This window comes from Mycolicibacterium chengduense (assembly GCF_033741155.1).
GTDB lineage: Bacteria > Actinomycetota > Actinomycetes > Mycobacteriales > Mycobacteriaceae > Mycobacterium.
In genome coordinates, this window is sequence record NZ_JAWQNH010000009.1 from 81,499 (window position 1) to 104,497 (window position 22,999).

Here is a 22,999-nt window from a genome sequence, read left to right on the forward strand (position 1 = left end):
GCAGAGCGCACGCCAATGAGACGCACAACACATTTCTCGGTTCCACCCACACTTGGAGGACGCCGCGTGCACACCCACGACGTGCTCGATTCGCTGCCCGACGACACGTTGGCCCGCCGCGCTCAGCGTGGCGACACGGCCGCGTTCGACGTGCTGGTGGCCAGGCACGCCGCGGCGCTGTTGCGGTTTGTCACGCATACCTATCCGGAATCCGGTGATTGTGAAGACATTGTCCAAGAGACCTTCATCGCCGCTTGGAAGGCATTGCCCACCTTTGCCTTCCGTTCTCAGTTCCGTACCTGGCTGTATGCGCTGGCCTCGCGCAAGACCGTCGACGCACTGCGGCGTCGCCGCCCGCAGAACGACCTGGAGTCGGCAACGGAGCGTCCGGATTTGGCGCCGGGGCCAGGACAGCGGGCCGAACACAGCGCATTCATGGCGGCGCTGAGCCGGGAGTTGGCGCTGCTGCCGTACCCGGCACGTGCGGCGTGGTGGCTACGCGAGGTCTACGACCTGCCGCTCGCCGAGATCGCGACGGTGCTGCACACCACCGAGGGATCGATCCGCGGGCTGTTGCAGCGGACGCGAAAACGCCTGGCCGCGGCGTTGGAGCAGTACAAACCATGAGGCCTGCCACCGCTTCGGGCGTACCCGCCGGCTGTACAGCCTCCCGCGCATACGCAACACTGAACTGCGACGTCAATTTGGAGAATCGATGAGCACGGCAGCCGAGGACGACTACGAAGCCACCGCGCACGCGACCGCCTGGATAGCCGACGCCACCCGCAGCTTCGCGGGGTTGGACGCGCCGGAACCGCACGACGGTGACCGGTGGTCGCCGACCGGTGCCGCCCTCAGCCAACTGCGCGCCTCGATCACCCAACGTATTTCGGCGTTTCCGCGCCTGGGCAAGCCCATCCGCACCACCGAGCCCGGGATCACGGTCAGCCACATCGCCCTGGCCAAGCTGCTGACGTGGTCGCTGGCCGGGCCGGCGGCCGATGTCGGGGCGGCGGTCGCCGATGTCGAGCTGACGGTCGACGCCGGGCACTTGATCGCCGTCCATGTGCACCTCATCGGCGTGGGGACGCAACCGCGCGACCGGACCTATCTGCAGGACGGTGATGCGCTGCGCGCACACGTGGCCCGGATTCTGGCGGACACGCTCGGCGACGATTCGGCCGAGGTCGTCGCCAGCTGGGACGACATCGTGGTCACGCACTGAGGTTCACGTCACGTTTGGACTGCGCCGGTGAACGGGTACGACCATTCGCCGCGGAACGCGGTCGCACCGTGACCGAAAGGGACTCCGAGTATGGGTCAGCCCGCGCGCGTAACAGCCGGTGCCGGTGGAGCCTCGCCTGCCAAGAAAGCGGCAGCCAAAAAGGCCCCGGCAAAGAAAGCGGCCAAGAAAGCACCCGCGAAAAAGGTTGCGGCGAAAAAGGTTGCGGCTGAGCAGACACCGGCGAAAAAGGCTGCCGCCAAGAAAACACCGCCGAAGAAGGCCGCCAAGAAAGCCACGAAGGCTCATCCGCACAAGGGCACCCCGAGATCGCGGCCACGCCGCGGCGCAGCGGCCGACGGGTCGGCGGCCGATCCGACCATGGGTCTGCCGTCGCTGCCCGCTCCCCCGACCGACCCGGTCCAGATCCTCGGTCTCGAGCGGGACTTCACCGCTGCCCAGTTGCGCCAAGCGTGGCGCCGGTACGCGGCACAGCACCATCCCGACCAGGGTGGTGACGCGGCCACCTTCGACCGCGGCCGGGCCGCGTACGAGACGCTGCGCGGATGCCCGCGATGACGACGGCGGACGCGCCGGGGTTGCGGCGCTCCCTGCGGGCGCTGAACGCGGTGAACTTCTTCATCGCCGACGTGCAGGCCGGCCTCGGCCCCTTCCTCGGGGTGTACCTGATCAACATGCACGGGTGGAACCCGGCCAGCATCGGGGTGATGCTGACCCTCGGCGGCGCGATCGGCTTGTTCCTGAACGCACCCGCCGGAGCGCTGATCGACCGGTCCACGCACAAGCGCACCTTGTTGGCCGTCGCGGCCGCGTTGACCTCGGTCGGCACCTTCATCGTCACACTGGAGCCGACGCTGGCCGTGGTGACCGCGGCGCAACTGCTGACCGGAATCGGTGGTGTCGTCGTCGGCCCGGTGCTCGCGGCGATGGCGCTCGGTTTGGTGGGCCCGAAACGCTATGCGGCACAGACGGGTCAGATGACCGCATTCAATCACGCGGGCAATGTGGTCGGCTCGACCGTGGCCGGGCTGGCCGGTTACCTGGTGAGCCTGCGGCTGGGCTTCTGGATCGCCAGCCTCTTCGGCATCTTCGTCGTCGCCACGACGCTGATGATCAAGAGCTCGCTGATCGACAATCGGCTGGCCCGCGGCTTGGAGGAGACCCGGGACACCGAGGAACAACCGTCGGGGCTGCGCGTGCTGCTGCACAACCGGCCGCTGCTGGTGCTCGCCGCGGTGGTCGGCCTGTGGCAACTGGCCAACGGCGCCATGCTGCCCATCGCCGGTCAGCAACTCGCGCTGGGGCACAGCCATGTCGGCGCGCTGTATCAGGCCGCGCTGATCATCGTCGCGCAGCTGGTGATGATCCCGATGGCCTTGCTCACCGGCTCGACGGAAAGGTGGGGCCGCAAGCCGCTGTTCCTCGTCGCCTTCGCGGTGCTCCCGTTGCGGGGCCTGCTGTTCGCCTGCACCAGCAGTCCCGCCGCTGTGATCGCCATCCAGGCGCTCGACGGGGTGGGAGCCGGGCTGCAGGGGCCACTGTTCGCGGTGATGGTCGCCGACCTGACCAGAGGCACCGGCCGGTACAACATCGCGATGGGTGCGGCCACCATGGTGCAAGGTATCGGGGGCGCACTCAGCCCGACCCTGGCCGGTGCCGTGTACGCCCAATTCGGTTATGCGGCAGCCATGTTCACCCTGACGGCAATTTCGGTGCTGGCGTTGGCGCTGCTGCTGATCGGCGTCCCGGAAACCCTGAAGCGCGACGCCGTCGCCCCGGCCCGCGATGACCAGCCCGAAGGCGAGGCCACCGTGGCCGGTTGACGCCGCTCGGCGCTGGAGCGAGTGACGGGACTCGAACCCGTGTAAACGGCTTTGCAGGCCGGTGCCTAGCCACTCAGCCACACCCGCAGCACAACCAACAGTGCCACCACCGCTGACCGGTGCCAATGGTTGTGCTCGCCGTGATCGCTATTCGTGCGGCATGCCCGCGGCGACCCCGCGCTGGGGCCAGCCGGGTGGGGAATCCTCCCAGGGTTCCTGCCTGCCGAACGGCGTCAGGTCCAGGAACGGATAGCCGACGGCGGCGTGGTCCAGCCCGCGGGCATACGCCGAATAAGTGTGGAACACCTCGGCACCGCGGCGCAGGAAGACGCTCGCACCCGGCCAGTCCCGGTCCGACCACCCGTCGGCACGCAACTCGTCGAGGGACTTGTAGTTGTACTGCACCACAGCACGTTCCGGGTCGAGCGTGACACCGAGGTCATAGGTGAAGTCCCCGTCCCGCGACGAATACCAGGGGAACGTCCACCCGTGCGCGTCGCGATACCGGGCGATGCTGGCGTACGGCGCGCGCGACACACAGGCGAAGGTGACTCCTTTGCCGGTCAGCAACGCCCGGTCCGATTCGGTGAAGGTGAGATCGGCGGCGGCGGTGCAGCTCGGGCAGCCCTGGTCGATATCGTCGAGCCACATGAAGTGGTGGATGTAGAGCTGCTGGCGTCCCTCGAACAGGTCGACCAGTCCGACCTCGCCGGCGGGCCCGTCGAATCGGTAGTCCTTGTCCACCTTCACCATCGGCAGCCGCCGGCGTTCGGCATTGACGGCGTCGCGCAGGTGGGTGGCCTCACGTTCGCGCGCCAACAATCGCTTCCGGGCCACCAACCACTGTTCACGGGACACCACGTCGGGATAGACGGTGCTCAACGACATCGGTCGACCTCCTTCCAGTCCGGTCGTGATGCAGACTTGCCACGCCGCGGAAATTCATCGCCGCAGGCCCCGCGCGGTCTAGGTTGATCGCATGATGGAGTGGCTGGCCGATCCCCCACTGTTCGGTGGCCCCGGCCAGGGCAGCCGTCAGGTCGTCGAGCTGTTCGCCGCCTTCGGCTTGACCGCGCTGATCGGCCTGGAACGCGAAATCCAGGGCAAGGCCGCCGGTCTGCGCACCCAGACCATCGTCGGCACCGCCGCAGCGCTGATCATGTTGATCAGCAAGTACGGATTCTCCGACGTGCTGGTCGCCGGCACGGTCATGGTCGACCCGTCCCGGGTGGCGGCCCAGATCGTCTCGGGTATCGGCTTTCTCGGCGCGGGCATCATCATCACCCGCCGCGGCGCGGTGCACGGCCTGACCACCGCCGCAGCGGTGTGGGAGTCGGCCGCCATCGGGATGGCTGCCGGTGCAGGCCTGCTGCTGCTGGCCGTCACGGTGACGGCCATCCATTTCCTGATCATCGTCGGGTTCATGCCGGTGGCGCGCCGATTGGCGGCCCGGCTGTCCGGGTCAGTCCGCATGCACGTCACCTACGAGGAGGGCCGCGGCGTGATGACGCAGCTTCTGGCGGCGTGCGATCGGCGTAGCTGGCAGCTCACCGAACTGGCCGCCGACCCGGGCGGCAAGCCGCTGGACGCGCCGGCCAATCTGTCCGGGGCGATCCTCACCCTGGCCGGCACCGGTGTCACCCAAGCCCCGTTGGTGCTCGCCGGGATCGACGGGGTGACCTCGATCCGTCAGCTCGACGAGGATCCCGACTGAGGTGCGGGCCGGGTGGCCCGATAGGCCGCCACCGCCGTGACCGCGGCGAGCGCACTGAACACCGCGAACACCGACCGCGCCGCCGACACGTCGTCGTGCTGCGCGTTGACGATCACGCCGGCCACCCCCGCGCCGAACGCCCCGCAGATCAACTGCACGGTGTTGATCGCCGCGGCGGCGGTGGCACCTTCGGCCGACGGGTCCTGCACGGCGCCCATCGCCCACGCCGACAGGTGCGGCCACGCCATCCCGATCCCGGTGCCGGTCACCACCAACGCCAAAGCCCAGCCGATGGTCACGCCGACGGAGGCGTCCTGGCGCACACCCAGCGCCGCCGACCCCAGCCCGACCGCCATCACCAGCGGCGCGACGGCCACGATCCGGACCACCAACCCGCGCCGGTCGAGGGACGCGCTGGCCAGTTCGCCGGTGGTCCACCCGACCGCGAGGGCGACTCCGAGGAACCCGGCGACCACGGGCTCAAGGTGAGCCAGCCGCTGCCCGAACAGCGGCACGTACATGTCCACCATCGTCGCGGCCATCAACAGCCCCAGGGTTAGGTACATCCATTTCAGCGGTCCCGGCCGGAACGCGGTCGGCGGCAACACCGACGACGCCTGCGCCGCCCGTGCCCGGTCGACCACCAGGAAGGCCGCGATGAAGCCGAGCCCGCCGGCCAGCAGTGCGACCGTGAATGCCGGATTGCGCGGGATGCCGGCCACGCTGATGATCAGCGCTGCCGCCCCCAACAACAGTAGGGACCAGACCGGGATGCGCAGCGCGGACTGCTCCGCGTCGGTGGGCGCCCGGCCGGGCAGCGCCACGGGCACCAGCACGGCCATGGCCGCGGTGAGGATCGCCAGGACACCGAAAGCCCGACGCCACGAACCGAATTGCGCGAACAGTCCGCCACCGGCGGGCCCGAGCAGGGTGCCCACCCCCCACATAGCCGATACCAGTGCCGAGGCGCGCACCCACAACGACTGCGGCAGCGCCGCATTGATGACGGCGTAGCCCAGACCGGCCAGCAGGCCACCGGCGGCGCCCTGCACCGTCCGGCCGACGAGCAGGAACTCCATCGTGGGCGCAACGGCACACAGCAGGCTGCCCGCCCCGAACACCGTGAGCCCGGTCAGATAGGACCGGCGCGGTCCCAGTCGGCTCAGCACCGCACCGACGGTGGTCGCTGCCACCACCGAAGCAACGAGGTACACGGTGGTGACCCAGGCGTAGAACCGGTGGCCGCCGATCTCGGCGACCGCGCTGGGCAGCAGGCTGATGGTGAGGAATTCGTTGGTCGCATACAGCGCGACGCCGCCGGCCAGAACTGTCGACGCGCCAAGATGTTTCGGGCCGAGGAGGTCACGCCAGCCGCCCATTCGGGCATCGTCGGTCGGCGATGTTCGAGTCACCCTGCGACGTTACGACCTCAACTTGCGTTGAGGTCAAACCGCCCCGCGTATCCGACGCACCGATTTGCCATGGCGTTGCTCACGTCGGGTAACGTCGGCCCCGCCGTCGGGTTCCAAGCGGGTGCGAAAACTCACTCCCCGCCGGGTTGGGCGGGCGATGGTCCCCCTCCCGGTAGTGGCAAGCCTCCCGACGTTGCAACGCACGAAGGAGGATGCACGGCCGTGCCGACCACCGACTCCGCCGGCGACCGCAAGCCAGGCGCACTCAATCGGGTGCGGCAGAGCATCAGCGCGCCGGTTTTCATCCCGGCCTCGGCGATCGTGATCGGGCTCATCGTCTTCGCGGCCGCGTACTCCCGTGTCGCCGAAGACGCCTTCACGCGCCTGAACGCAACGATCACCAGCGGAATCGGCTGGTGGTACATCCTGGCCACCACGGGATTCGTACTCTTTGCCATCTACTGCGGCGCATCGCGGATCGGCACCATCCGGCTGGGCCAGGACAACGAAAAGCCGGAATTCGGATTCTGGTCGTGGCTGGCCATGCTCTTCAGCGCCGGGATGGGCATCGGGCTGGTGTTCTATGGCGTCGCCGAACCGCTGACCCATTACGTGAGTCCGCCGCCGTCTCGCGGCGTACCCGGTCTCACAGACACGGCAGCCAACCAAGCGATGGCGCTGACCTTGTTCCACTGGGGTCTTCATGCCTGGGGCATCTACGTCGTCATCGGGTTGGGCATGGCATACATGACCTATCGCCGCGGACGGCCACTGACGGTGCGTTGGCTGCTCGAACCACTACTGGGCGGCCGGCTCGTCGAGGGCGTCATCGGTCACGCCGTGGACATTGTCGCCATCGTCGGCACGTTGTTCGGTGTCGCCACCTCCCTCGGGTTCGGGATCACCCAGATCGCCGCGGGCCTGGAGTATCTCGGCTGGATCGAGGTCAACAACGGGTGGACGATCGCGATGATCGCCACCATCACCGCCATTTCGACGCTGTCGGTGGTCAGTGGCGTCGGCAAAGGGTTGAAGTGGCTGTCGAACGTCAACATGGTGCTCGCAGCGGCACTTGCGCTGTTCGTTCTGCTGCTCGGCCCCACCCTCTTCCTACTGCAAGCATGGGTGCAGAACCTCGGCGGCTACGTGCAGTCGCTGCCGTCCCTGATGCTGCGCACGGCGCCGTTCACCGATGGCACATGGATGGGCAAGTGGACCATCTTCTATTGGGGATGGTGGATCAGCTGGGCACCGTTCGTCGGGATGTTCATCGCCCGGATCTCCCGCGGCCGGACCATTCGGGAGTTCGTCACCGGGGTTCTCCTCGTACCGACACTCATCGGGTCGTTATGGTTCACGGTGTTCGGCGACTCAGCGGTGATCAGGGAGCGCGACCACGGCGACATGCTCGTCGACGGCGCGGTGGACACCAACACGTCGCTCTTCCGGTTGCTCGACGGACTGCCGATCAGCGTCGTCACCAGTGTTCTCGCGGTGGCCGTGATCGTCTTCTTCTTCGTGACCTCGTCGGACTCGGGATCGCTGGTGATCGACATTCTGTCCTCGGGCGGCGAGCTCGATCCCCCCAAAGTCACCCGCATCTACTGGGCCGTTCTGGAAGGGATCGCGGCCGCAGTTCTGCTCGTCGTCGGTGGCGCTGGTTCGCTGACCGCGCTGCAGACGGCATCGATTGCCACCGCTGCACCATTCTCCGTGGTGATGGTTCTCGCATGTTGGGCGATGTTGAGGGCCTTCCGCTATGACCTGGCGACCAGCCCGCGATACCTTCACATCTCGACACCGGATGTTGCCAACCAGGACGGCGGCCAGCGGTATCGACGCCACGATGTCTCAGCGACGCTGTCGGGACTTGTGGCGGTTCGGTCGATCGGCCCAGACACCATGGAAGTGAACCCGGAGACCGGCGCAGTCACCATCGCGATGCCCGACGACCCCCTGGGTGAGGCCTGAGTACTACTTCAGTCCCGCCGCGTCCATTCCGCGCAGCTCCTTCTTCAAGTCCTGGATCTCGTCACGGATCCGGGCCGCCAGCTCGAACTGCAGATCGCGTGCCGCGGTCATCATCTGCTCGGTGAGGTCCTTGATCAGATCAGCCAGCTCAGCCCGCGGCATGTTCGCGGTGTCGCGGCCCTCGATGATGCCGGCGCTCACGGCGCGACCCGGCTCACCCTGGGCCCGGCGCCCGCGGGAGGCGTTGCGCCCGGATCCGCCGACCTTGACGTTCTCGGTATCGTCGGCCTCCCGGTACACCTGGTCGAGGATGTCGGCGATCTTCTTGCGCAGCGGCTGTGGGTCGATGCCGTGGGCCTCGTTGTAGGCGATCTGCTTGGCGCGGCGACGCTCGGTCTCGTCGATCGCCTCCTTCATCGAGTCGGTGATCTTGTCGGCGTACATGTGCACCTCGCCGGACACGTTGCGCGCGGCCCGGCCGATGGTCTGGATCAGGCTGCGCGGTGAGCGCAGGAAGCCTTCCTTGTCGGCGTCGAGGATGGCGACCAACGACACCTCGGGCAGGTCCAAGCCCTCGCGAAGCAGGTTGATGCCGACGAGCACGTCGTATTCGCCGAGGCGCAACTGGCGCAGCAACTCCACACGGCGCAGGGTGTCCACCTCGGAATGCAGGTAGCGCACCCGGATACCCATCTCGAGCAGGTAGTCGGTGAGGTCCTCGGCCATCTTCTTGGTCAGCGTCGTCACCAGCACCCGCTCGTCGCGTTCGGTGCGCAGCCGGATCTCACCGATCAGGTCGTCGATCTGACCCTTGGTCGGCTTGACCCGCACCAGTGGGTCGACCAACCCGGTCGGGCGGATCACCTGCTCGACGAACTCGCCGCCGGCCTGGGCCATCTCGTAGTTACCCGGCGTCGCCGACAGGTAGACCGTCTGCCCGATCCGCTCGGCGAACTCCTCCCACGTCAGCGGCCGATTGTCCACCGCGGACGGCAGGCGGAACCCGAAATCGACCAGGTTGCGCTTGCGGGACATGTCGCCCTCGTACATGCCGCCGATCTGCGGCACCGTGACGTGCGACTCGTCGATGACGAGCAGGAAGTCCTCGGGGAAGTAGTCCAGCAGGGTGGCCGGTGCCGACCCGGCGGGGCGGCCGTCGATATGCCGCGAGTAGTTCTCGATACCGGAGCAGAAGCCGACCTGCTTCATCATCTCGACGTCGTAATTGGTGCGCATCCGCAGCCGCTGCGCCTCCAGCAGCTTGCCCTGCCCCTCCAACTCGGCGAGCCGTTCTTCGAGTTCGGCCTCGATGGTGGAGATGGCATGCGCCATCCGGTCCGGGCCGGCGACGTAGTGGGTGGCCGGGAAGATCCGCACCGATTCGACCTGGCGCACCACGTCACCGGTGAGCGGGTGCAGGTAATACAGCGCCTCCACCTCGTCGCCGAAGAACTCGATGCGGATCGCGAGTTCCTCATAGGACGGGATGATCTCGACGGTGTCACCACGCACCCGGAACGATCCCCTGGTGAACGCCACGTCGTTGCGGTCGTACTGCACATCGACCAGCAACCGCAGCAGCCCGTCGCGGGGCACCTCGTCACCGACCTTGAGCTCCACCGACCGGTCCAGGTAGGACTGCGGGGTGCCGAGGCCGTAGATGCAGGACACCGAGGCGACCACCACGACATCACGCCGGGACAGCAGGCTGGACGTCGCCGAGTGCCGCAGCCGCTCGACATCGTCGTTGATGGAGCTGTCCTTCTCGATGTAGGTGTCCGTCTGGGCGATATACGCTTCCGGCTGGTAGTAGTCGTAGTACGACACGAAGTATTCGACGGCGTTGTGCGGCAACATCTCCCGTAGCTCGTTGGCGAGCTGCGCGGCCAATGTCTTGTTGGGCGCCATCACCAGCGTGGGCCGCTGCAGCCGCTCGATGAGCCACGCCGTGGTCGCGGATTTACCGGTGCCGGTGGCACCGAGCAGCACGACGTCACGCTCGCCCGCCCTGATGCGGCGTTCCAGCTCCTCGATGGCGGCGGGCTGGTCACCGGCGGGTTGGTACTCGCTGACCACCTTGAACTCGCCGCCGGCCCGCACGATGCCATCGACGGCGTCGGCGGCAGGTCGGTACTCCGAATGCGCCAGCACGGGATGTTCGGTAGCGAAAGCCATGTTCACCAGGTTAAGCGCGACCACCGACATGTTCATTCCCCCTGGGTTACGGTGACGCCGTGCCCGAACCCGCCCGCATCGCGCTGCGCCTGCTCGGCCTGCTGTTACTGCTCGGCGGACTGGTCTGCGCAGTCCTGCTGATCTGGCCGGGACCAGCACAGATCGCCGCATTCCTCGGGTCCAGCTGCGCCTCTGACGACAGCGGCGTCAGCCATCAATGCAGTTGGTTGGAGGCCGCCGATCTGGTGTGGACCGGATGCTGGGTGTCGATCGTCATCGGCTTCGTGGTGCGGCTGCTGACCCGCCCGGCAGGCAAAGGCCCCCTCGTGCTGAACCTGCGCAGGTGGCGGTGAGTATCCATCCGCCCAAACGCGAGGTCTTCGATGTGCGCGCCGGAACCAACACCGACCCCAAAGGCATCGTGCGCGCCGTCGATGTCTACACGGTGCAGCCGTGGGGCTTGTACATGGCGCGGCCGACACCGGGCCGGGCCCAGTTCCACTATCTGGAGTCCTGGCTGCTGCCCGAGCTGGGCCTGCGCGCCTCGGTGTTCCACTTCAATCCCGGTTACGAGCGCGACCAGGACTTCTACCTGGATGTGGGCCGGTACACCGCCGGCGCCGATAGCTGGGAGGCCGAAGACCACTACCTGGATTTGGTGGTGCGCACCGGCCGAGATGTCGGCCTGACCGATGTCGACGAGCTGCTCGCCGCCGTCGGAGCGGGTCTGCTGAGCGCGGACACGGCGGAACGGGCGGTGCACACCGCCGTTGCCACGGTGGATGCGCTGGCTCGCCACGACTACGACCTCGGGCACTGGCTGCGAGGCCGGGATATGCCGCTGACCTGGCGGGCGTAATGTCTGGCGGTATGAGTGTTACCAGGCGCGCAGGAGTGATGGGGTTCGCTTCGGCCCTGTCGGTCTTGGTGCTGTTCGCGGGGCAGTTGCTCCCCGCGGTGGCCACGGCCGATCCAGAGCCTGCACCGCTGCCCCCGCCGACCACGGATCCGGCTGCCCCGGTGTTGCACAACGTGACCTACAAGGCCAGGGCCGACGGCACCTCACGCGGCGCGGTGGTGGCCTACAAGGCCGACGACCACAACGTCAACAGCGAGCAACCGACCCTGCTGCCCGGTCAGACGTTCGAGGTCAACACGGTGCTGGCGGATCCGAAGCTGGCCGGGATGGAGCTGTCCATCCAGTGGCCCTACGGCTCCAACCTGCACTGCGAGATCCTGGTGGACGACCAGACCGTGGCACAGGCCGATCAGTTCATCGCCCCGCGGGTTTTCCGTGTGAAAGATGACCCGCTGTACGGCACGCTGCAATGCGGTGCGCCGCTGAACATCGCGACACCCGGCCAGGAAGCCGTCCCGCCGCCGGCGCAGTAGCGGCTCAGGGCCGCCAGCCGGTGCTCTCGGCCCAGAGTTGCGCGCGCCGATAGTTGTCCAAGAACCACGGTTCCTTGGCGACGGCATAGTCCGGTGCGGCCAGTGCCGCGTGCTTGGCCGCCAGATAGTCGGCGCGCACACCGGGATTGGCGCGCAGCCACGCCACGAACAACAGCGCGAACCGCTGGTTGGGCCAGCCATCCACCCGGACGTGCACATGGGTGGGCCGGCCCGGATCCGCCGACGCGTGGAACCGCTTGTGCCACAAGGCCGGATCGTCGCCGTGCACCGTGTCACCGGCGATCGCCGGAACCCGCGGATAGCCGGCCGCCAGTAATGCGCCGGCGAGTTCGTCGGCCACGTCCAGTCCGGGCACGGTGATCTGGATGTCGATGACGTCCTTGCCGTCCATGCCCGGTACCGCGGTGGAGCCGATGTGGTCGATCCGCACCGCCCGGTGCCCGCAGGCGGTATTGAGCCGGGCGATGATGCGCTGCGCCTGTTCGGCCCAGCCCGGGTCGTAGGTCACCACGGACGGATCCCGGCGCGCCGGAATGCCGGCCTTGAGGTTGTGTGCGAACGGCATGATGCGCTCGTGCCACAACCAGCGTGCCTTCTCCACCAGGTCGGCCGGGGAGCCCGAATTGTCCAGCCACACATCGGCGACCGCCCGGCGCTGTTCCTCGGTGGCCTGCGCCGCAATGCGGGCCCGGGCATCGGCTTCGGTGAAGCCGCGGTGTTCGATGAGCCGCTTGACCCTGAGCTCGGGGTCCGCGTTCACCACGATCACCAACGGGAACAGCGGCGCCATCTGGGATTCCACCAGCAGCGGGATATCCTCGACGATCACGGCGTCGGTGCCGGCTGCCTCGATCAGTTCGGAACGGCGGTGGGCGACCAGCGGATGCACGATGCCGTTGAGGGTTTGGCGCTTGTCGTCGTCGCCGAACGCGACGGCCGCCAGGGCGGGCCGGTTCAGTGCGCCGTCGGGCTGCAGGATGCCGTCCCCGAACGCCTCGACCAGTCGAGCCAGCCCTTCGGTTCCCGGCTCGACGACCTCGCGGGAGATGACGTCACCGTCGACGATGATCGCGCCCAGTTCACTGAACGTCGAGGACACCGTCGACTTGCCCGCACCGATCCCGCCGGTCAACCCAATCCGCAGCACCGCACCAGTCTGTCAGGCCCGCTCCCGGATCAGCCGGCCACGCCCGTCAGTTCGACGGTGGGGTGCGCCACCTGGGTCTGGGCGACGATCGCGCCGTCGGCCAGATTCACCGCCACCAGCCGTCGGGCGTCGGGATCGCTGACATAGGCGATGCCGTCCTGGATGTGCAGGTTGGGCATGGGCGATTGCCACGCGTCGGGCTCGGCCCATGCGCCGATGGCGGGAAGATGCGCGGTGCGCTGGGCCGTCACCGGATCGAAGACGTGCAGATGTCCGTCGGTGCCCAGGATGACGGCCTCCCCCGCGGGTCCGCGATCCAGGGACCGGAAGCTGTAGCTGGCGTCGATGGGCACCACCCGCAGCGCTCCGGTCGTGGTGTCGGTGAGGGTGAACCGGCGGGGACGCTCCAGTTCGGCGTCCGGGTCGGTCTTGTAGTCGCCGAGCACCACCGGCGACGCGTCGCTGCCGGCCTGATTGCCGATCCGGCCGTAGGGGTCGGGGCTGGCCACCTTGCGGATGTCGTTGCCGCGCACGATGAGGATGCCGTCCTGGCAGCCGAAGGTCAGGGCTCCTCCCGCTGCGGCGGCCTCGCCGTGCAGACCCGGGCACTTCTCATTGGTTGCCACGGGCACACCAGTACCGTCGAGAATGACCGCGCCGGAACGGGTTTCCTCATCACCGACGCTGAGGACGGTCGTGCCGTCGGCGCGGGCCACGGCGACACCGTGATGCGGTGTGGTGACGGTGACGCTGCGGGCGGCGGTGTCGCCCTTGAGCAGCTTCGCCGGGTCCACCACGTCGACGGCGCCGGTGCCGTCGCTGAACAGGGTGAGCATGGCGTCGTGCGCCACGACATGGCCGGGTTCGGCGCCGCCGAAGCGGATATCGGTCAGCTTCGGCGGTGCGGTGTAGTGGTGGCCGTGGTCTCCGTGCCGGTCGGTCCAGGTGCCCAGGTCGAGGACGGCGAAACCGTCGGACTGCGAGACCAGGACGTGGCGGCCGTTCGCGGCGGAGTTGAGCCGCACGAAACCCTCGACCGGGATATCGGCGACCTGGCGCAGGGTTTCGGCGTCGAGGACCAGCACGCCACCGTCGTAACTCAACGCCAGACGTGGTGTGGGCGAGGCCTGTTCGGTGGGCTTGACCGATGTGGCGGGCGCGGCCGGCTGCGGCGAGGTGGTGGCGGTGGGACCGTCGGGCTTACCGCAGCCGGCGGCAATCAGCGAAACGGACAGCGCGGCAAGGACTCGCATCGGCGTCGGCATGACGGCGAGTCAAACATTTGTTGAAAATGATTGTCAAAAAGCGATATGTGCATGTGCCGCAACGAAAGACTCCCCGGCTGAAACCAGCCGGGGAGCCTTTCGTGCAGAACTGTTACGCGTTGCCCGCAAGCTTCTCGCGCAGTGCGGCGAGCTGAGCGTCGCTGGCCAGCGAGCCACCAGCGGACTCCTCCGAGCGACCGTTCGACGACGACGACGAAGACGTCGGGCGAGCGGCCTCTTCGGCCTCCGCAGCGGCGAACTTCTCCATCTGCGCGGTGTGCATCTTGTGGCGACGCTCGGCCTCGGCGTACCGGGCTTCCCACTCGGTGCGCTGCTTGTCGAAGCCCTCGAGCCACTCGTTGGTGTCGGCGTCGAAGCCCTCGGGGAAGATGTAGTTCCCCTGCTCGTCGTAGCTGTCGGCCATGCCGTACTTCGAGGGGTCGAACTCCTCGGTGTAGTCCTCGTTGGCCTGCTTGAGGCTCAGCGAGATGCGGCGGCGCTCCAGGTCGATGTCGATGACCTTGACCATGGCGTCGTCGCCGACCTGGACCACCTGGTCCGGGACCTCGACGTGGCGCTCGGACAGCTCCGAGATGTGCACCAGGCCCTCGATGCCCTCCTCGACGCGGACGAACGCACCGAAGGGTACCAGCTTGGTGACCTTGCCCGGGACGATCTGGCCGATGGCGTGGGTGCGGGCGAAGTGGCGCCACGGGTCTTCCTGAGTCGCCTTGAGCGACAGCGAAACCCGCTCGCGGTCCATGTCGACGTCGAGCACCTCGACGGTGACCTCGTCGCCCACCTGAACCACCTCGGACGGGTGATCGATGTGCTTCCAGGACAGCTCGGAGACGTGCACCAGGCCGTCGACGCCGCCGAGATCGACGAACGCGCCGAAGTTGACGATCGAGGAGACGACACCCTTGCGGATGGCGCCCTTGGTGAGCTGGTTGAGGAACTCGCTGCGGACCTCGGACTGCGTCTGCTCCAGCCAGGCACGGCGGGACAGCACCACGTTGTTGCGGTTCTTGTCCAGCTCGATGATCTTGGCCTCGATCTCCTTGCCGATGTACGGCTGCAGATCGCGGACCCGACGCATCTCGACCAGCGACGCGGGCAGGAAGCCGCGCAGGCCGATGTCGAGGATCAGGCCGCCCTTGACGACCTCGATGACGGTGCCCTTGACGGCCTCGTCCTTCTCCTTGAGCTCCTCGATGGTGCCCCAGGCGCGCTCGTACTGCGCACGCTTCTTGGAGAGGATCAGACGGCCTTCCTTGTCCTCCTTCGTGAGGACCAGGGCTTCGACCTCATCGCCCACGGAAACGACCTCATTGGGGTCGACGTCGTGCTTGATGGAAAGTTCGCGGGAAGGAATGACACCTTCGGTCTTGTAGCCGATGTCGAGCAAGACCTCGTCGCGGTCCACCTTGACGATGGTCCCTTCGACGATGTCGCCATCGTTGAAGTATTTGATGGTCTTGTCGATGGCGGCGAGGAAGTCTTCCGCGGAGCCGATGTCGTTGACGGCTACCTGCGGGGACGTGACGGAGGGACTTGGCATGTGGTGGGTTGCTCCGGACAGGTTTAATCGTAGGGACAGATGATGATTTTTGTGTTCCTGCGACGTCCACCGAACCGACGAACACACAGGTACTTCCAAAGCGTACTCGACCGGGTGCACGCTGGCCAAACCCGGTTAGCCTGCTGAGCGTGCACCCATCCCATCTGCCGCACCCGCCGATACCGCCGTGGCCCCGCCGGGCCCGTGCCGTCGGCGCGCCCCTGGCGGTGCTGATCGGCCTCGGCACCATCACCGGCCTGCTGATCATCCTGTTGACGCTAACCAACCCGGTCGGCACCGCGATCGGGTTCGTGCTGTCCACCGCGGCGATCACCGTCGTGGTGCTGAGCTATCTGTGGCTGGACCGCTGGGAACCCGAGCCGACCCGGCTGCTGCAGTTGGCGTTCATCTGGGGCGCCTCCCTGGCGATCGTGGTGTCGCTGATCTTCGAGCTGTGGGCCGACGCGGCGCTCACCCCGATCGCCGGCCTGCCGGAGGGCTTCGAGTCCACCGCGATCCGCGCCCCGCTCATCGAGGAAGCCGCCAAGGGCCTGTTCCTGCTGGTGATGATGACGGGGCGGCGCCGCAACGAGCTGAACTCCCTGACCGACTGCCTGGTGTACGCGGGCTTGGTCGGCGCCGGTTTCGCCTGGCTGGAGGACATCCTCTACATCGCCAACGGTGAATCCGTGGCCCATTCGCTGGTGACGGCCGCGCTGCGTCTGGTGATGGCCCCGTTCGCGCATTCGCTGTTCACCACGTTCACCGGCATCGGGGTGTACTTCGCGCTGCGACAACGCGGAACGATCGGCAAGGTGGCCTGCATCGCCGTCGGCTACGCGGCCGCCGTGGTCATGCACATGCTGTGGAACGGGTCGTCGCTGTTGGGAGTCGAGACCTACTTCGCGGTGTACGTGCTGTGGATGGTGCCGATCTTCGGGCTGGCGATCGCACTCGGCATCTACAGCCGCCGCCGCGAACAGCTGGTGGTGGCCGAGAAGCTACCGGGGATGGTGGCCGCCGGCCTGATCACCGCCAACGAGGCCACCTGGCTCGGATCGTTGCGCAGCCGCAAGCAGGCGATTGCCGAGGTGACCCGCCACCACGGCAAGCCGGCCGGCCGGAGCGTGCGGGATTTCGCCGCCCAGGTGGTGGAACTGGCGTTCGTCCGGGACCGGATCGACCGCGGCTTCGGGGACGCCCGGGTGCAGGCACTGCTCAACGAGGAGGCCTACTGGGTGCACGGCGCCCGGGCTTCCGCGCCCGCGCTGGGTTGGCTGACGCACTACCGGGTGCACTGACCAATGCGGCGCTCATGCGCCACCCCATCGATACGCGGCGCTAATGCGCCACCCCATCGACGCGCGGCGCTAATGCGCCACCCCATCGATACGCGGCGCTAATGCGCCACCCCATCGATACGCGGCGCTAATGCGCCGCGGTGTCCCAGCTGCGGCCGTATCCCACCGACACCTCCAGCGGCACATCCAGCGGATAGGCGCCGCCCATGTGCTCGCGCACCAGCGCCTCCAACGTGTCGCGCTCGCCGTCGGCCACCTCGAACAGCAATTCGTCGTGCACCTGCAACAACATCCGCGATTTCAGGCCGGCCGACTTGATCGCCGCGTCGACGTTGATCATCGCCACCTTGATGATGTCGGCGGCGCTGCCCTGGATCGGCGCGTTCAAGGCGGCGCGTTCGGCGGCCTCACGCACGTTGCGGTTGCTGCTGTCCAGCTCGGGCAGATAGCGCCGGCGGCCCAGCACCGTGGAGGTGTAGCCATCCTTGCGGGCCTGGTCGACGACGTCACGCAGATAGTCGCGGATGCCGCCGAAACGCGCGAAGTACTGGTCCATCTGGAGTTTGGCCTCTTCGGTGCTGATCTTCAGCTGGGCCGACAGCCCGTAGGCGCTCAAGCCGTAGGCCAGGCCGTAGGACATTGCCTTCACCCGCCGCCGCAGCTCCGGGGTGACCTCGTCGATCGGCACGTCGAACGCCCTCGACGCGACGAAGGAGTGCAAGTCCTCACCGGTGTTGAACGCTTCGATCAGCCCCGCATCCCCGGACAGGTGCGCCATGATGCGCATCTCGATCTGGCTGTAGTCGGCGGTCATCAAGTCCGAGTAGCCCTGACCCACCACGAACCCGTCCCGGATCCGTCGGCCGGCCTCGGTGCGGATGGGAATGTTCTGCAGGTTCGGCTCGGTGGACGACAGCCGGCCGGTGGCCGCGATGGTCTGGTTGAAGGTGGTGTGAATGCGACCGTCGGAGGCGACCGACGCCAGCAGACCGTCCACGGTGACCTTCAGCCGCGTGGCGTCCCGGTGCGCCAGCAGGTGCTGCAGGAACGGGTGGCCGGTCTTGTCGAACAGCGATTGCAGCGCATCGGCATCGGTGGTGTAGCCGGTCTTGGTCTTCTTGGTCTTCGGCATTTCCAGCTCGTCGAACAGCACCACCTGCAGCTGTTTGGGCGAGCCGAGATTGATCTGCTTGCCGATCACGGCGTAGGCGGCCTCGGCGGCATCGCGGATCTGGTCGCCGAATTCGCTCTGCAGCTGTTGCAGGTGCGCAATGTCCACGGCGATGCCGGTGGCTTCGAGTTCGGCGAGCACACGCTGGACCGGCAGTTCCATCCGATCCAGCAAGGACGAGGAATCGATGCGGGCCAGTTCCTCGTCCAGCGCGTCGGCCAGATCACCCACCGCCGAAGCGCGCAGCAGTAGCGTTTGCACCGCCTGCTCGTCGACGCCGTCGGTGTCGTCGAGTAGCGAAAGCTGTTGCTGCCCCGTGTCTTCGGCGCGCAGCTCGCGCTTCAGGTAGCGCAGCGACAGATCGTCGAGGGCGAAGCTGCGCTGACCCGGGCGCACCAGGTAGGCGGCCAGCGCGGTGTCGGAGGTGACACCGCGCAGCGTCCAGCCGCGGCCGGCCAGGTCGTGCATGGCAAGTTTGGCCTCGTGCACCGCCTTGGGCGGCCCAGGATCGGCCAGCCAGGACGCCAATGCGGCCTCGTCCTCCGGCGTCAGCGTCGCGGTGTCCAGATAGCAGCCCTCACCGTCGGCCGAGGCGATGGCCAGCGCCGTGGCATCGGAATCGAAGGCCTTGTGCGTGCCCACCACCGCCAGGCCGAACCGGCGGCCGTTGCTGTGCTCGGCGAGCCATGCTGCCAGCTCACCGGCGGGCAGCACCCCGCCGCGCACCTCGAATCCGGCGTCGACCTCGGGATCGGCGGAGCTGAGCGTGTCGAAAAGCCGATCGCGCAGCACCCGGAATTCCAGGTCGTCGAACAGTCGGTGAATGTGGTCACGGTCCCACGGCAGCATGCGCAATGTGTCCGGCGTCTGCGCCAGCGGCACGTTCTTGACCAACTCGGTCAACTCGCGGTTGAGCACCACGTGGGAGAGGTTGGCGCGCAACGCATCCCCGACTTTGCCCTTGACCTGGTCGACGTTGTCGACCAGGGCCTGCAGGGAGCCGTGTTCGACGATCCACTTGGTGGCCGTCTTCTCCCCCACGCCGGGAATGCCGGGCAGGTTATCGCTCGGGTCGCCGCGCAACGCGGCGAAGTCCGGGTACTGGGTGGGCGTGAGACCGTATTTGGCCTGCACGGCTTCCGGGGTGAACCGGGTCAGCTCGCTGACACCCTTGATCGGGTACAACACGGTGACGTCGTCACTGACCAACTGCAGCGAGTCCCGGTCACCGGTAACCACGAGCACCCGGTAGCCGGTGTCCTGCGCCTGGGTGGCCAGCGTCGCGATGATGTCGTCGGCCTCGAAGCCCTCCTCGGCCAGCACCGTGATGCCGAGCGCGTTGAGTACTTCTTTGGTGATGTCGATCTGACCACGGAACTCGTCGGGGGTGGCCGAGCGCCCCTCCTTGTACTCCGGGTACTTGTCCTTGCGGAAGGTCTTGCGCGACACGTCGAACGCGGCGGCCACATGGCTGGGCTGCTCGTCCCGCAGCAGGTTGATCAACATGGCCGTGAATCCGTACACCGCATTGGTGGTCAAGCCGCCCTGCGTCTTGAAGTTCTCGGCAGGCAGCGCATAAAACGCCCGGAACGCCAGCGAATTGCCGTCCAGCAGCATCAAGGTGGGTTTGGTGTCCGTCGCGGTTGAACTCACGGCGTTCACTCTATGCACCGGCACCGACGCCCAGCAGTTCCCGGGCCATCTCCACGAGTGCCCGGGCCGCCGGGCTGACCGGTCCGTCGGCCCGCCACGCCAGCACCAGCCGGCCGCGCAGCTCCGGCCTGATCGCGATGGCGTGCACGTCGTCGCGCGCCAGGGCCAGCGAGCGCGGCACGATGGCCACCCCCAGTCCCCGCGCAGCCAGGTCGGCCAGCGCCTCCGGGGTGGCGGCCTCGAAGGCTACCCGCGGGGACACGCCGGCGGTCGCGCACGCGATGTCGAACTGACGGCGGATACCGCCGCCGACCGGCAGCGAGATGAGGGGCCGGTCCGCCAATGCGGTCAGGGTCACCGTGCGGCGCCGGGCCCACGGGTCGTCCAGCCCGACCACGACGTCGATCACCTGCTCGGTGGTGGGCAGCACCGCAAGGCCGTCGGGAACCTCGGCGGCGCCCACCGAGGCGATCGCCACGTCGAGGCGGCCGCTGCGCACCCCGTCGATCAGGGCGTCGGAGGTGTCGGTGGACAACATGATCTCGACTCCCGGATGGGCGTGGTGAAAGCGGGCCAGCAACCGCGGCATGTCGACGTTGTGCGAGGTGACGGTGCCGATGGTGACTGTGCCGCGGACCAACTGAGTGAGTTCGTCGACAGCGGTGCGAGCTTGACGGACCGCGTGCAGCGCCGCCCGGGCAAACGGCAGCACGGCCCGCCCGGCGGCGGTGAGGCGCACCTCCCGGCGGGAGCGGTCCAGCAGCGGCTGGCCTAATTCACGCTCCAGGCGTGCGACCTGCGTGCTGACGGCCGGCTGGGCGACCAGCATCCGCTGCGCAGCCCTGGTGAAGTTGGCCTCTTCGACCACGGCGACGAAATACTCGAGCTGCCGCAGTTCCATAACGATTGATTATAGTTTGTGTTTTCAGATGGTATTGGACGAATAGCAGTAGCTCCGCGCACCCTGGAGAGATGAAAGTCCTCATCGCAGGAGCCGGGATCGGAGGCCTCACCGCCGCGCTCACGTTGCATGCCGCCGGCATCGAGGCGACGGTCCTGGAGTCCGCGCGCGAACTGCGCACCCTGGGCGTCGGAATCAACCTGTTGCCGCATGCGGTCCGTGAACTACACGAACTCGAGCTGGGCGAGCGGTTGCGCGCCATCTCGGCCACCCCGGCCGTCCTCGACTTCTACCGCCATGACGGCACCCTGCTGTTCCGCGAACCGCGCGGCATCGAAGGCGGGTACGGCTACCCCCAGTGCTCGGTACACCGCGGGCGCCTGCAGATGCTGCTGTTGGACGCCGTCCTCGACCGGCTGGGCCGCGACGCCGTGCGCACCGGCGCCGCGGTCACCGACGTCACCGAACGGGACGACGGGGTGACGGTGCGCACCCGAGCCGGAAACGTCGATGCCGACATCCTGATCGGCGCGGACGGCATCCACTCCCGGGTCCGCTCCCTGGTGCACCAGGGTCCCGATCCCCTGCTGTGGTCCGGCGTCCGGATGTTCCGCGGCGCAGCACACATGCCGGCGTTCCTGGACGGTCGTACCATGGCGATCGTCAAAGGTCCCGACGGTGTCGAACTCGTCACCTATCCGCTCGGCGGCGGGTTGGTGAACTGGGTGTTGCAGGTCGTCGAGTCGGGTCCGGGACCACTGCCCGGAGATGCCGGGTGGAACACTCCTGGTGACCCGTTCGACGTGAGCGCCCGGATGGCGGCCTGGCGACTGGACTGGTTGGATACCGAACGGCTGGTCACCGCCTCCGATGCGGTGTTCCAGTACCCGATGGTGGACCGGGATCCGTTGTCACACTGGAGTACCCGACGGATAACCCTGCTCGGTGACGCCGCCCACCCGATGTATCCGGTAGGGGCCAACGGCGGCTCGCAGGCCATTCTCGATGCTCGGGCCTTGGCCGACGAGCTGGTATCGGGTCGCGGTCTTGCCGGTTACCAGGCACGGCGCATACCGGAGACCTCCGCGGTGGTACACGCCAACCGCGAGATGCACCAGAGCCCACCTGAAGACCTGGCCCGGGTGACCGCCGAATATCGACGAAAAACTTTCGCAGACAGGAGTTCTCGATGACTACCTTCGTCCTGATCGCCGGCGCCTGCCATGGCGGCTGGTGTTTCGACGACCTGGCGGCCGCGCTGCGCGAACGCGGGCACCGGGTGCTGGCGCCGACGCTCACCGGTGTTGCCGAGCGGGCACATCTGTTGCACGCCGGGGTGAACCTGCAGACCCATATCACCGATGCGCTGGCCGAACTGGAAGCGCACCGGGTGTCCGGCGCGGTGCTGGTGGGGCACAGCTACGGCGGCATGGTGTGCACCGCGGTGGCTGATCGCGCCGGTGCGCAGATCGATGCACTGGTGTACCTGGACGCCTTTGTCCCGCGCGACGGCGAGTCGTGCTGGACACTGACCAATGACGAAGAGCGCCAGTGGTATATGGGTGTCGACGCGACCGGCTACGGGGTGCCTCCGCTGCCGTTCTTCGATCCTCGCGCGACGGCCCACCCGTTGGCCGCGCTGTTGCAACCGGTGCGCTTACAGGGCGACCTGTCCGCGTTTCGGCGGCGCGACCACGTCTACGCCAAGGGCTGGCCGAGCCAATCCCCTTTCACCTCAACCTTTGAGCGGCTACGCAACGATCCGGCATGGGTGACACATGCCCTGGACGGCGCCCATAATCTGATGCGGGACAACCACGATGATCTGGTACGCATCCTGTGCGAGGCGGCCGCTCAGTAACCCAAGAGCTTGCGGAACTTCTGACCGACGGCCATCGACTGGCCCATGCGCTGCACCCAACCGTCCAGAGCGGCCTTGGTATCGGCCGGATCCCAGCCCCGCTCCTGCGCGAGCGCGATCATGCCCGCCTCGTCGGTGATGCCGCGCGACTGAGCGGCACGCGCCAACGCGGCGTAATCCGCCAGCGCTATCCCGTTGATGGGGGCCCAGATCGGATCATCGTCGGCCACCGGCCGGTTCGAGGGTCCACCGAAGATCGCGGTGTCGATCGGCTGCTGCAGGCCTTGCTGCGCCGCTGCCGCGGCTTCCCTGGCCTTCTCTTTGGCCTTGTCGAAAAATCCCATGGCGATGCTCCGTTTCCCCGGCGCCCCATCGGCCCGGTCACACC

The 22,999-nt window shown here is 67.5% G+C and carries 21 protein-coding genes and 1 tRNA gene; 12 read left to right on the top strand and 10 right to left on the bottom strand.

The window, feature by feature from the left end; translation table 11 throughout:
* The first annotated feature begins 66 nt into the window (after nt 1–66).
* From SBI67_RS27320 to SBI67_RS27335, 4 genes are all read left to right on the top strand, one after another.
* Nucleotides 67–627 carry an RNA polymerase sigma factor gene (locus tag SBI67_RS27320; protein WP_318983580.1) on the top strand — a complete coding sequence of 187 codons (561 nt, stop codon included), beginning with the start codon at nt 67–69 and terminating at the stop codon, nt 625–627.
* 88 nt (nt 628–715) lie between these two features.
* Nucleotides 716–1,225 (top strand): hypothetical protein, encoded by a 510-nt coding sequence (locus SBI67_RS27325; RefSeq protein WP_318983581.1) that lies wholly within the window; start codon nt 716–718, stop codon nt 1,223–1,225.
* A 90-nt stretch (nt 1,226–1,315) separates the two neighbouring features.
* Nucleotides 1,316–1,801, top strand: a complete 486-nt coding sequence (locus SBI67_RS27330) for a J domain-containing protein (RefSeq protein ID WP_318983582.1) — start codon at nt 1,316–1,318, stop codon at nt 1,799–1,801.
* Nucleotides 1,789–3,066, top strand: coding sequence for an MFS transporter (locus SBI67_RS27335; RefSeq protein WP_318983583.1), 1,278 nt, complete (start codon nt 1,789–1,791; stop codon nt 3,064–3,066). The genes SBI67_RS27330 and SBI67_RS27335 overlap by 13 nt, the downstream gene beginning before the upstream one ends.
* A 13-nt stretch (nt 3,067–3,079) precedes the next feature.
* On the opposite strand, the gene SBI67_RS27340 is transcribed toward SBI67_RS27335, so the two are convergent.
* Nucleotides 3,080–3,153, bottom strand: a tRNA-Cys gene (locus SBI67_RS27340).
* 60 nt (nt 3,154–3,213) lie between these two features.
* Nucleotides 3,214–3,954, bottom strand: coding sequence for a DUF899 domain-containing protein (locus SBI67_RS27345; RefSeq protein ID WP_318983584.1), 741 nt, complete (start codon nt 3,952–3,954; stop codon nt 3,214–3,216).
* A gap of 91 nt (nt 3,955–4,045) precedes the next feature.
* Between SBI67_RS27345 and SBI67_RS27350 the strand changes: the two genes are divergently transcribed.
* On the top strand, nt 4,046–4,780 hold the full coding sequence (locus SBI67_RS27350) for an MgtC/SapB family protein (RefSeq protein ID WP_318983585.1): 735 nt from the start codon (nt 4,046–4,048) through the stop codon (nt 4,778–4,780).
* On the opposite strand, the gene SBI67_RS27355 is transcribed toward SBI67_RS27350, so the two are convergent.
* Nucleotides 4,756–6,159: an MFS transporter gene (locus SBI67_RS27355; protein WP_318983619.1), complete on the bottom strand. Its 1,404-nt coding sequence runs from the start codon at nt 6,157–6,159 to the stop codon at nt 4,756–4,758. The genes SBI67_RS27350 and SBI67_RS27355 overlap by 25 nt on opposite strands.
* 306 nt (nt 6,160–6,465) lie before the next feature.
* Here SBI67_RS27355 and SBI67_RS27360 point away from each other — a divergent pair, with 306 nt between their 5' ends.
* Nucleotides 6,466–8,163: a BCCT family transporter gene (locus SBI67_RS27360; protein WP_318983620.1), complete on the top strand. Its 1,698-nt coding sequence runs from the start codon at nt 6,466–6,468 to the stop codon at nt 8,161–8,163.
* 3 nt (nt 8,164–8,166) lie between these two features.
* On the opposite strand, the gene uvrB is transcribed toward SBI67_RS27360, so the two are convergent.
* A complete protein-coding gene (gene uvrB, locus SBI67_RS27365) occupies nt 8,167–10,338 on the bottom strand; it encodes an excinuclease ABC subunit UvrB (protein WP_318983586.1) in 2,172 nt (723 codons plus the stop codon).
* A 59-nt stretch (nt 10,339–10,397) separates the two neighbouring features.
* Between uvrB and SBI67_RS27370 the strand changes: the two genes are divergently transcribed.
* Genes SBI67_RS27370 through SBI67_RS27380 form a run of 3 tightly spaced genes read left to right on the top strand, consistent with a single transcriptional unit; the run spans nt 10,398 to nt 11,730 of the window.
* Complete coding sequence (locus tag SBI67_RS27370; RefSeq protein ID WP_318983587.1) at nt 10,398–10,691, top strand: hypothetical protein; 294 nt, start codon at nt 10,398–10,400, stop codon at nt 10,689–10,691.
* 2 nt (nt 10,692–10,693) lie between these two features.
* On the top strand, nt 10,694–11,197 hold the full coding sequence (locus SBI67_RS27375) for a ribonuclease FAU-1 family protein (RefSeq protein ID WP_318983621.1): 504 nt from the start codon (nt 10,694–10,696) through the stop codon (nt 11,195–11,197).
* Between the two features lie 11 nt (nt 11,198–11,208).
* On the top strand, nt 11,209–11,730 hold the full coding sequence (locus SBI67_RS27380) for a hypothetical protein (RefSeq protein WP_413232576.1): 522 nt from the start codon (nt 11,209–11,211) through the stop codon (nt 11,728–11,730).
* A gap of 4 nt (nt 11,731–11,734) precedes the next feature.
* Here the strand turns inward: SBI67_RS27380 and coaE are convergent, their stop codons facing one another.
* The 3 genes from coaE to rpsA all read right to left on the bottom strand — a co-directional run bounded on the left by coaE (nt 11,735) and on the right by rpsA (nt 15,724).
* Entirely contained in the window at nt 11,735–12,898 is a 1,164-nt protein-coding gene (coaE, locus tag SBI67_RS27385; protein ID WP_318983588.1) for a dephospho-CoA kinase, read from the bottom strand.
* Between the two features lie 29 nt (nt 12,899–12,927).
* Nucleotides 12,928–14,163: a zinc metallochaperone AztD gene (aztD, locus tag SBI67_RS27390; RefSeq protein ID WP_318983589.1), complete on the bottom strand. Its 1,236-nt coding sequence runs from the start codon at nt 14,161–14,163 to the stop codon at nt 12,928–12,930.
* Between the two features lie 112 nt (nt 14,164–14,275).
* The gene (gene rpsA, locus SBI67_RS27395) at nt 14,276–15,724 is read right to left on the bottom strand and encodes a 30S ribosomal protein S1 (RefSeq protein ID WP_266049781.1); all 1,449 of its coding nucleotides are present in this window, start codon (nt 15,722–15,724) and stop codon (nt 14,276–14,278) included.
* Nucleotides 15,725–15,873: 149 nt separating this feature from the next.
* Between rpsA and SBI67_RS27400 the strand changes: the two genes are divergently transcribed.
* The gene (locus SBI67_RS27400) at nt 15,874–17,025 is read left to right on the top strand and encodes a PrsW family intramembrane metalloprotease (protein ID WP_318983590.1); all 1,152 of its coding nucleotides are present in this window, start codon (nt 15,874–15,876) and stop codon (nt 17,023–17,025) included.
* Between the two features lie 127 nt (nt 17,026–17,152).
* On the opposite strand, the gene polA is transcribed toward SBI67_RS27400, so the two are convergent.
* Nucleotides 17,153–19,813, bottom strand: coding sequence for a DNA polymerase I (gene polA, locus SBI67_RS27405; protein WP_318983623.1), 2,661 nt, complete (start codon nt 19,811–19,813; stop codon nt 17,153–17,155).
* A 46-nt stretch (nt 19,814–19,859) separates the two neighbouring features.
* Nucleotides 19,860–20,750 carry a LysR family transcriptional regulator gene (locus tag SBI67_RS27410; protein ID WP_318983591.1) on the bottom strand — a complete coding sequence of 297 codons (891 nt, stop codon included), beginning with the start codon at nt 20,748–20,750 and terminating at the stop codon, nt 19,860–19,862.
* A 71-nt stretch (nt 20,751–20,821) separates the two neighbouring features.
* On the opposite strand from SBI67_RS27410, the gene SBI67_RS27415 reads away from it, so the two are divergent.
* Together SBI67_RS27415 and SBI67_RS27420 are read left to right on the top strand one after the other, a co-directional pair.
* Nucleotides 20,822–21,943, top strand: a complete 1,122-nt coding sequence (locus tag SBI67_RS27415) for an FAD-dependent monooxygenase (RefSeq protein WP_318983592.1) — start codon at nt 20,822–20,824, stop codon at nt 21,941–21,943.
* Entirely contained in the window at nt 21,940–22,611 is a 672-nt protein-coding gene (locus tag SBI67_RS27420) for an alpha/beta hydrolase (RefSeq protein ID WP_318983593.1), read from the top strand. Before SBI67_RS27415 ends, SBI67_RS27420 begins: the two co-directional genes overlap by 4 nt.
* On the opposite strand, the gene SBI67_RS27425 is transcribed toward SBI67_RS27420, so the two are convergent.
* The gene (locus SBI67_RS27425; RefSeq protein WP_318983594.1) at nt 22,605–22,955 is read right to left on the bottom strand and encodes a hypothetical protein; all 351 of its coding nucleotides are present in this window, start codon (nt 22,953–22,955) and stop codon (nt 22,605–22,607) included. The genes SBI67_RS27420 and SBI67_RS27425 overlap by 7 nt on opposite strands.
* Nucleotides 22,956–22,999: the final 44 nt, after the last annotated feature.

Excerpts from the sequence above, each read along its gene's own strand:
- SBI67_RS27345 (WP_318983584.1), bottom strand. The coding sequence starts at position 3,954 with ATGTCGTTGAGCACCGTCTATCCCGACGTGGTGTCCCGTGAACAGTGG.
- SBI67_RS27420 (WP_318983593.1), top strand. The coding sequence starts at position 21,940 with ATGACTACCTTCGTCCTGATCGCCGGCGCCTGCCATGGCGGCTGGTGT.
- SBI67_RS27355 (WP_318983619.1), bottom strand. The coding sequence starts at position 6,159 with ATGGGCGGCTGGCGTGACCTCCTCGGCCCGAAACATCTTGGCGCGTCG.
- rpsA (WP_266049781.1), bottom strand. The coding sequence starts at position 15,724 with ATGCCAAGTCCCTCCGTCACGTCCCCGCAGGTAGCCGTCAACGACATC.
- SBI67_RS27330 (WP_318983582.1), top strand. The coding sequence starts at position 1,316 with ATGGGTCAGCCCGCGCGCGTAACAGCCGGTGCCGGTGGAGCCTCGCCT.
- SBI67_RS27410 (WP_318983591.1), bottom strand. The coding sequence starts at position 20,750 with ATGGAACTGCGGCAGCTCGAGTATTTCGTCGCCGTGGTCGAAGAGGCC.
- SBI67_RS27325 (WP_318983581.1), top strand. The coding sequence starts at position 716 with ATGAGCACGGCAGCCGAGGACGACTACGAAGCCACCGCGCACGCGACC.
- uvrB (WP_318983586.1), bottom strand. The coding sequence starts at position 10,338 with ATGGCTTTCGCTACCGAACATCCCGTGCTGGCGCATTCGGAGTACCGA.
- SBI67_RS27415 (WP_318983592.1), top strand. The coding sequence starts at position 20,822 with ATGAAAGTCCTCATCGCAGGAGCCGGGATCGGAGGCCTCACCGCCGCG.
- SBI67_RS27350 (WP_318983585.1), top strand. The coding sequence starts at position 4,046 with ATGATGGAGTGGCTGGCCGATCCCCCACTGTTCGGTGGCCCCGGCCAG.
- polA (WP_318983623.1), bottom strand. The coding sequence starts at position 19,813 with ATGCTGCTGGACGGCAATTCGCTGGCGTTCCGGGCGTTTTATGCGCTG.
- SBI67_RS27380 (WP_413232576.1), top strand. The coding sequence starts at position 11,209 with ATGAGTGTTACCAGGCGCGCAGGAGTGATGGGGTTCGCTTCGGCCCTG.
- aztD (WP_318983589.1), bottom strand. The coding sequence starts at position 14,163 with ATGCCGACGCCGATGCGAGTCCTTGCCGCGCTGTCCGTTTCGCTGATT.
- SBI67_RS27335 (WP_318983583.1), top strand. The coding sequence starts at position 1,789 with ATGCCCGCGATGACGACGGCGGACGCGCCGGGGTTGCGGCGCTCCCTG.
- SBI67_RS27425 (WP_318983594.1), bottom strand. The coding sequence starts at position 22,955 with ATGGGATTTTTCGACAAGGCCAAAGAGAAGGCCAGGGAAGCCGCGGCA.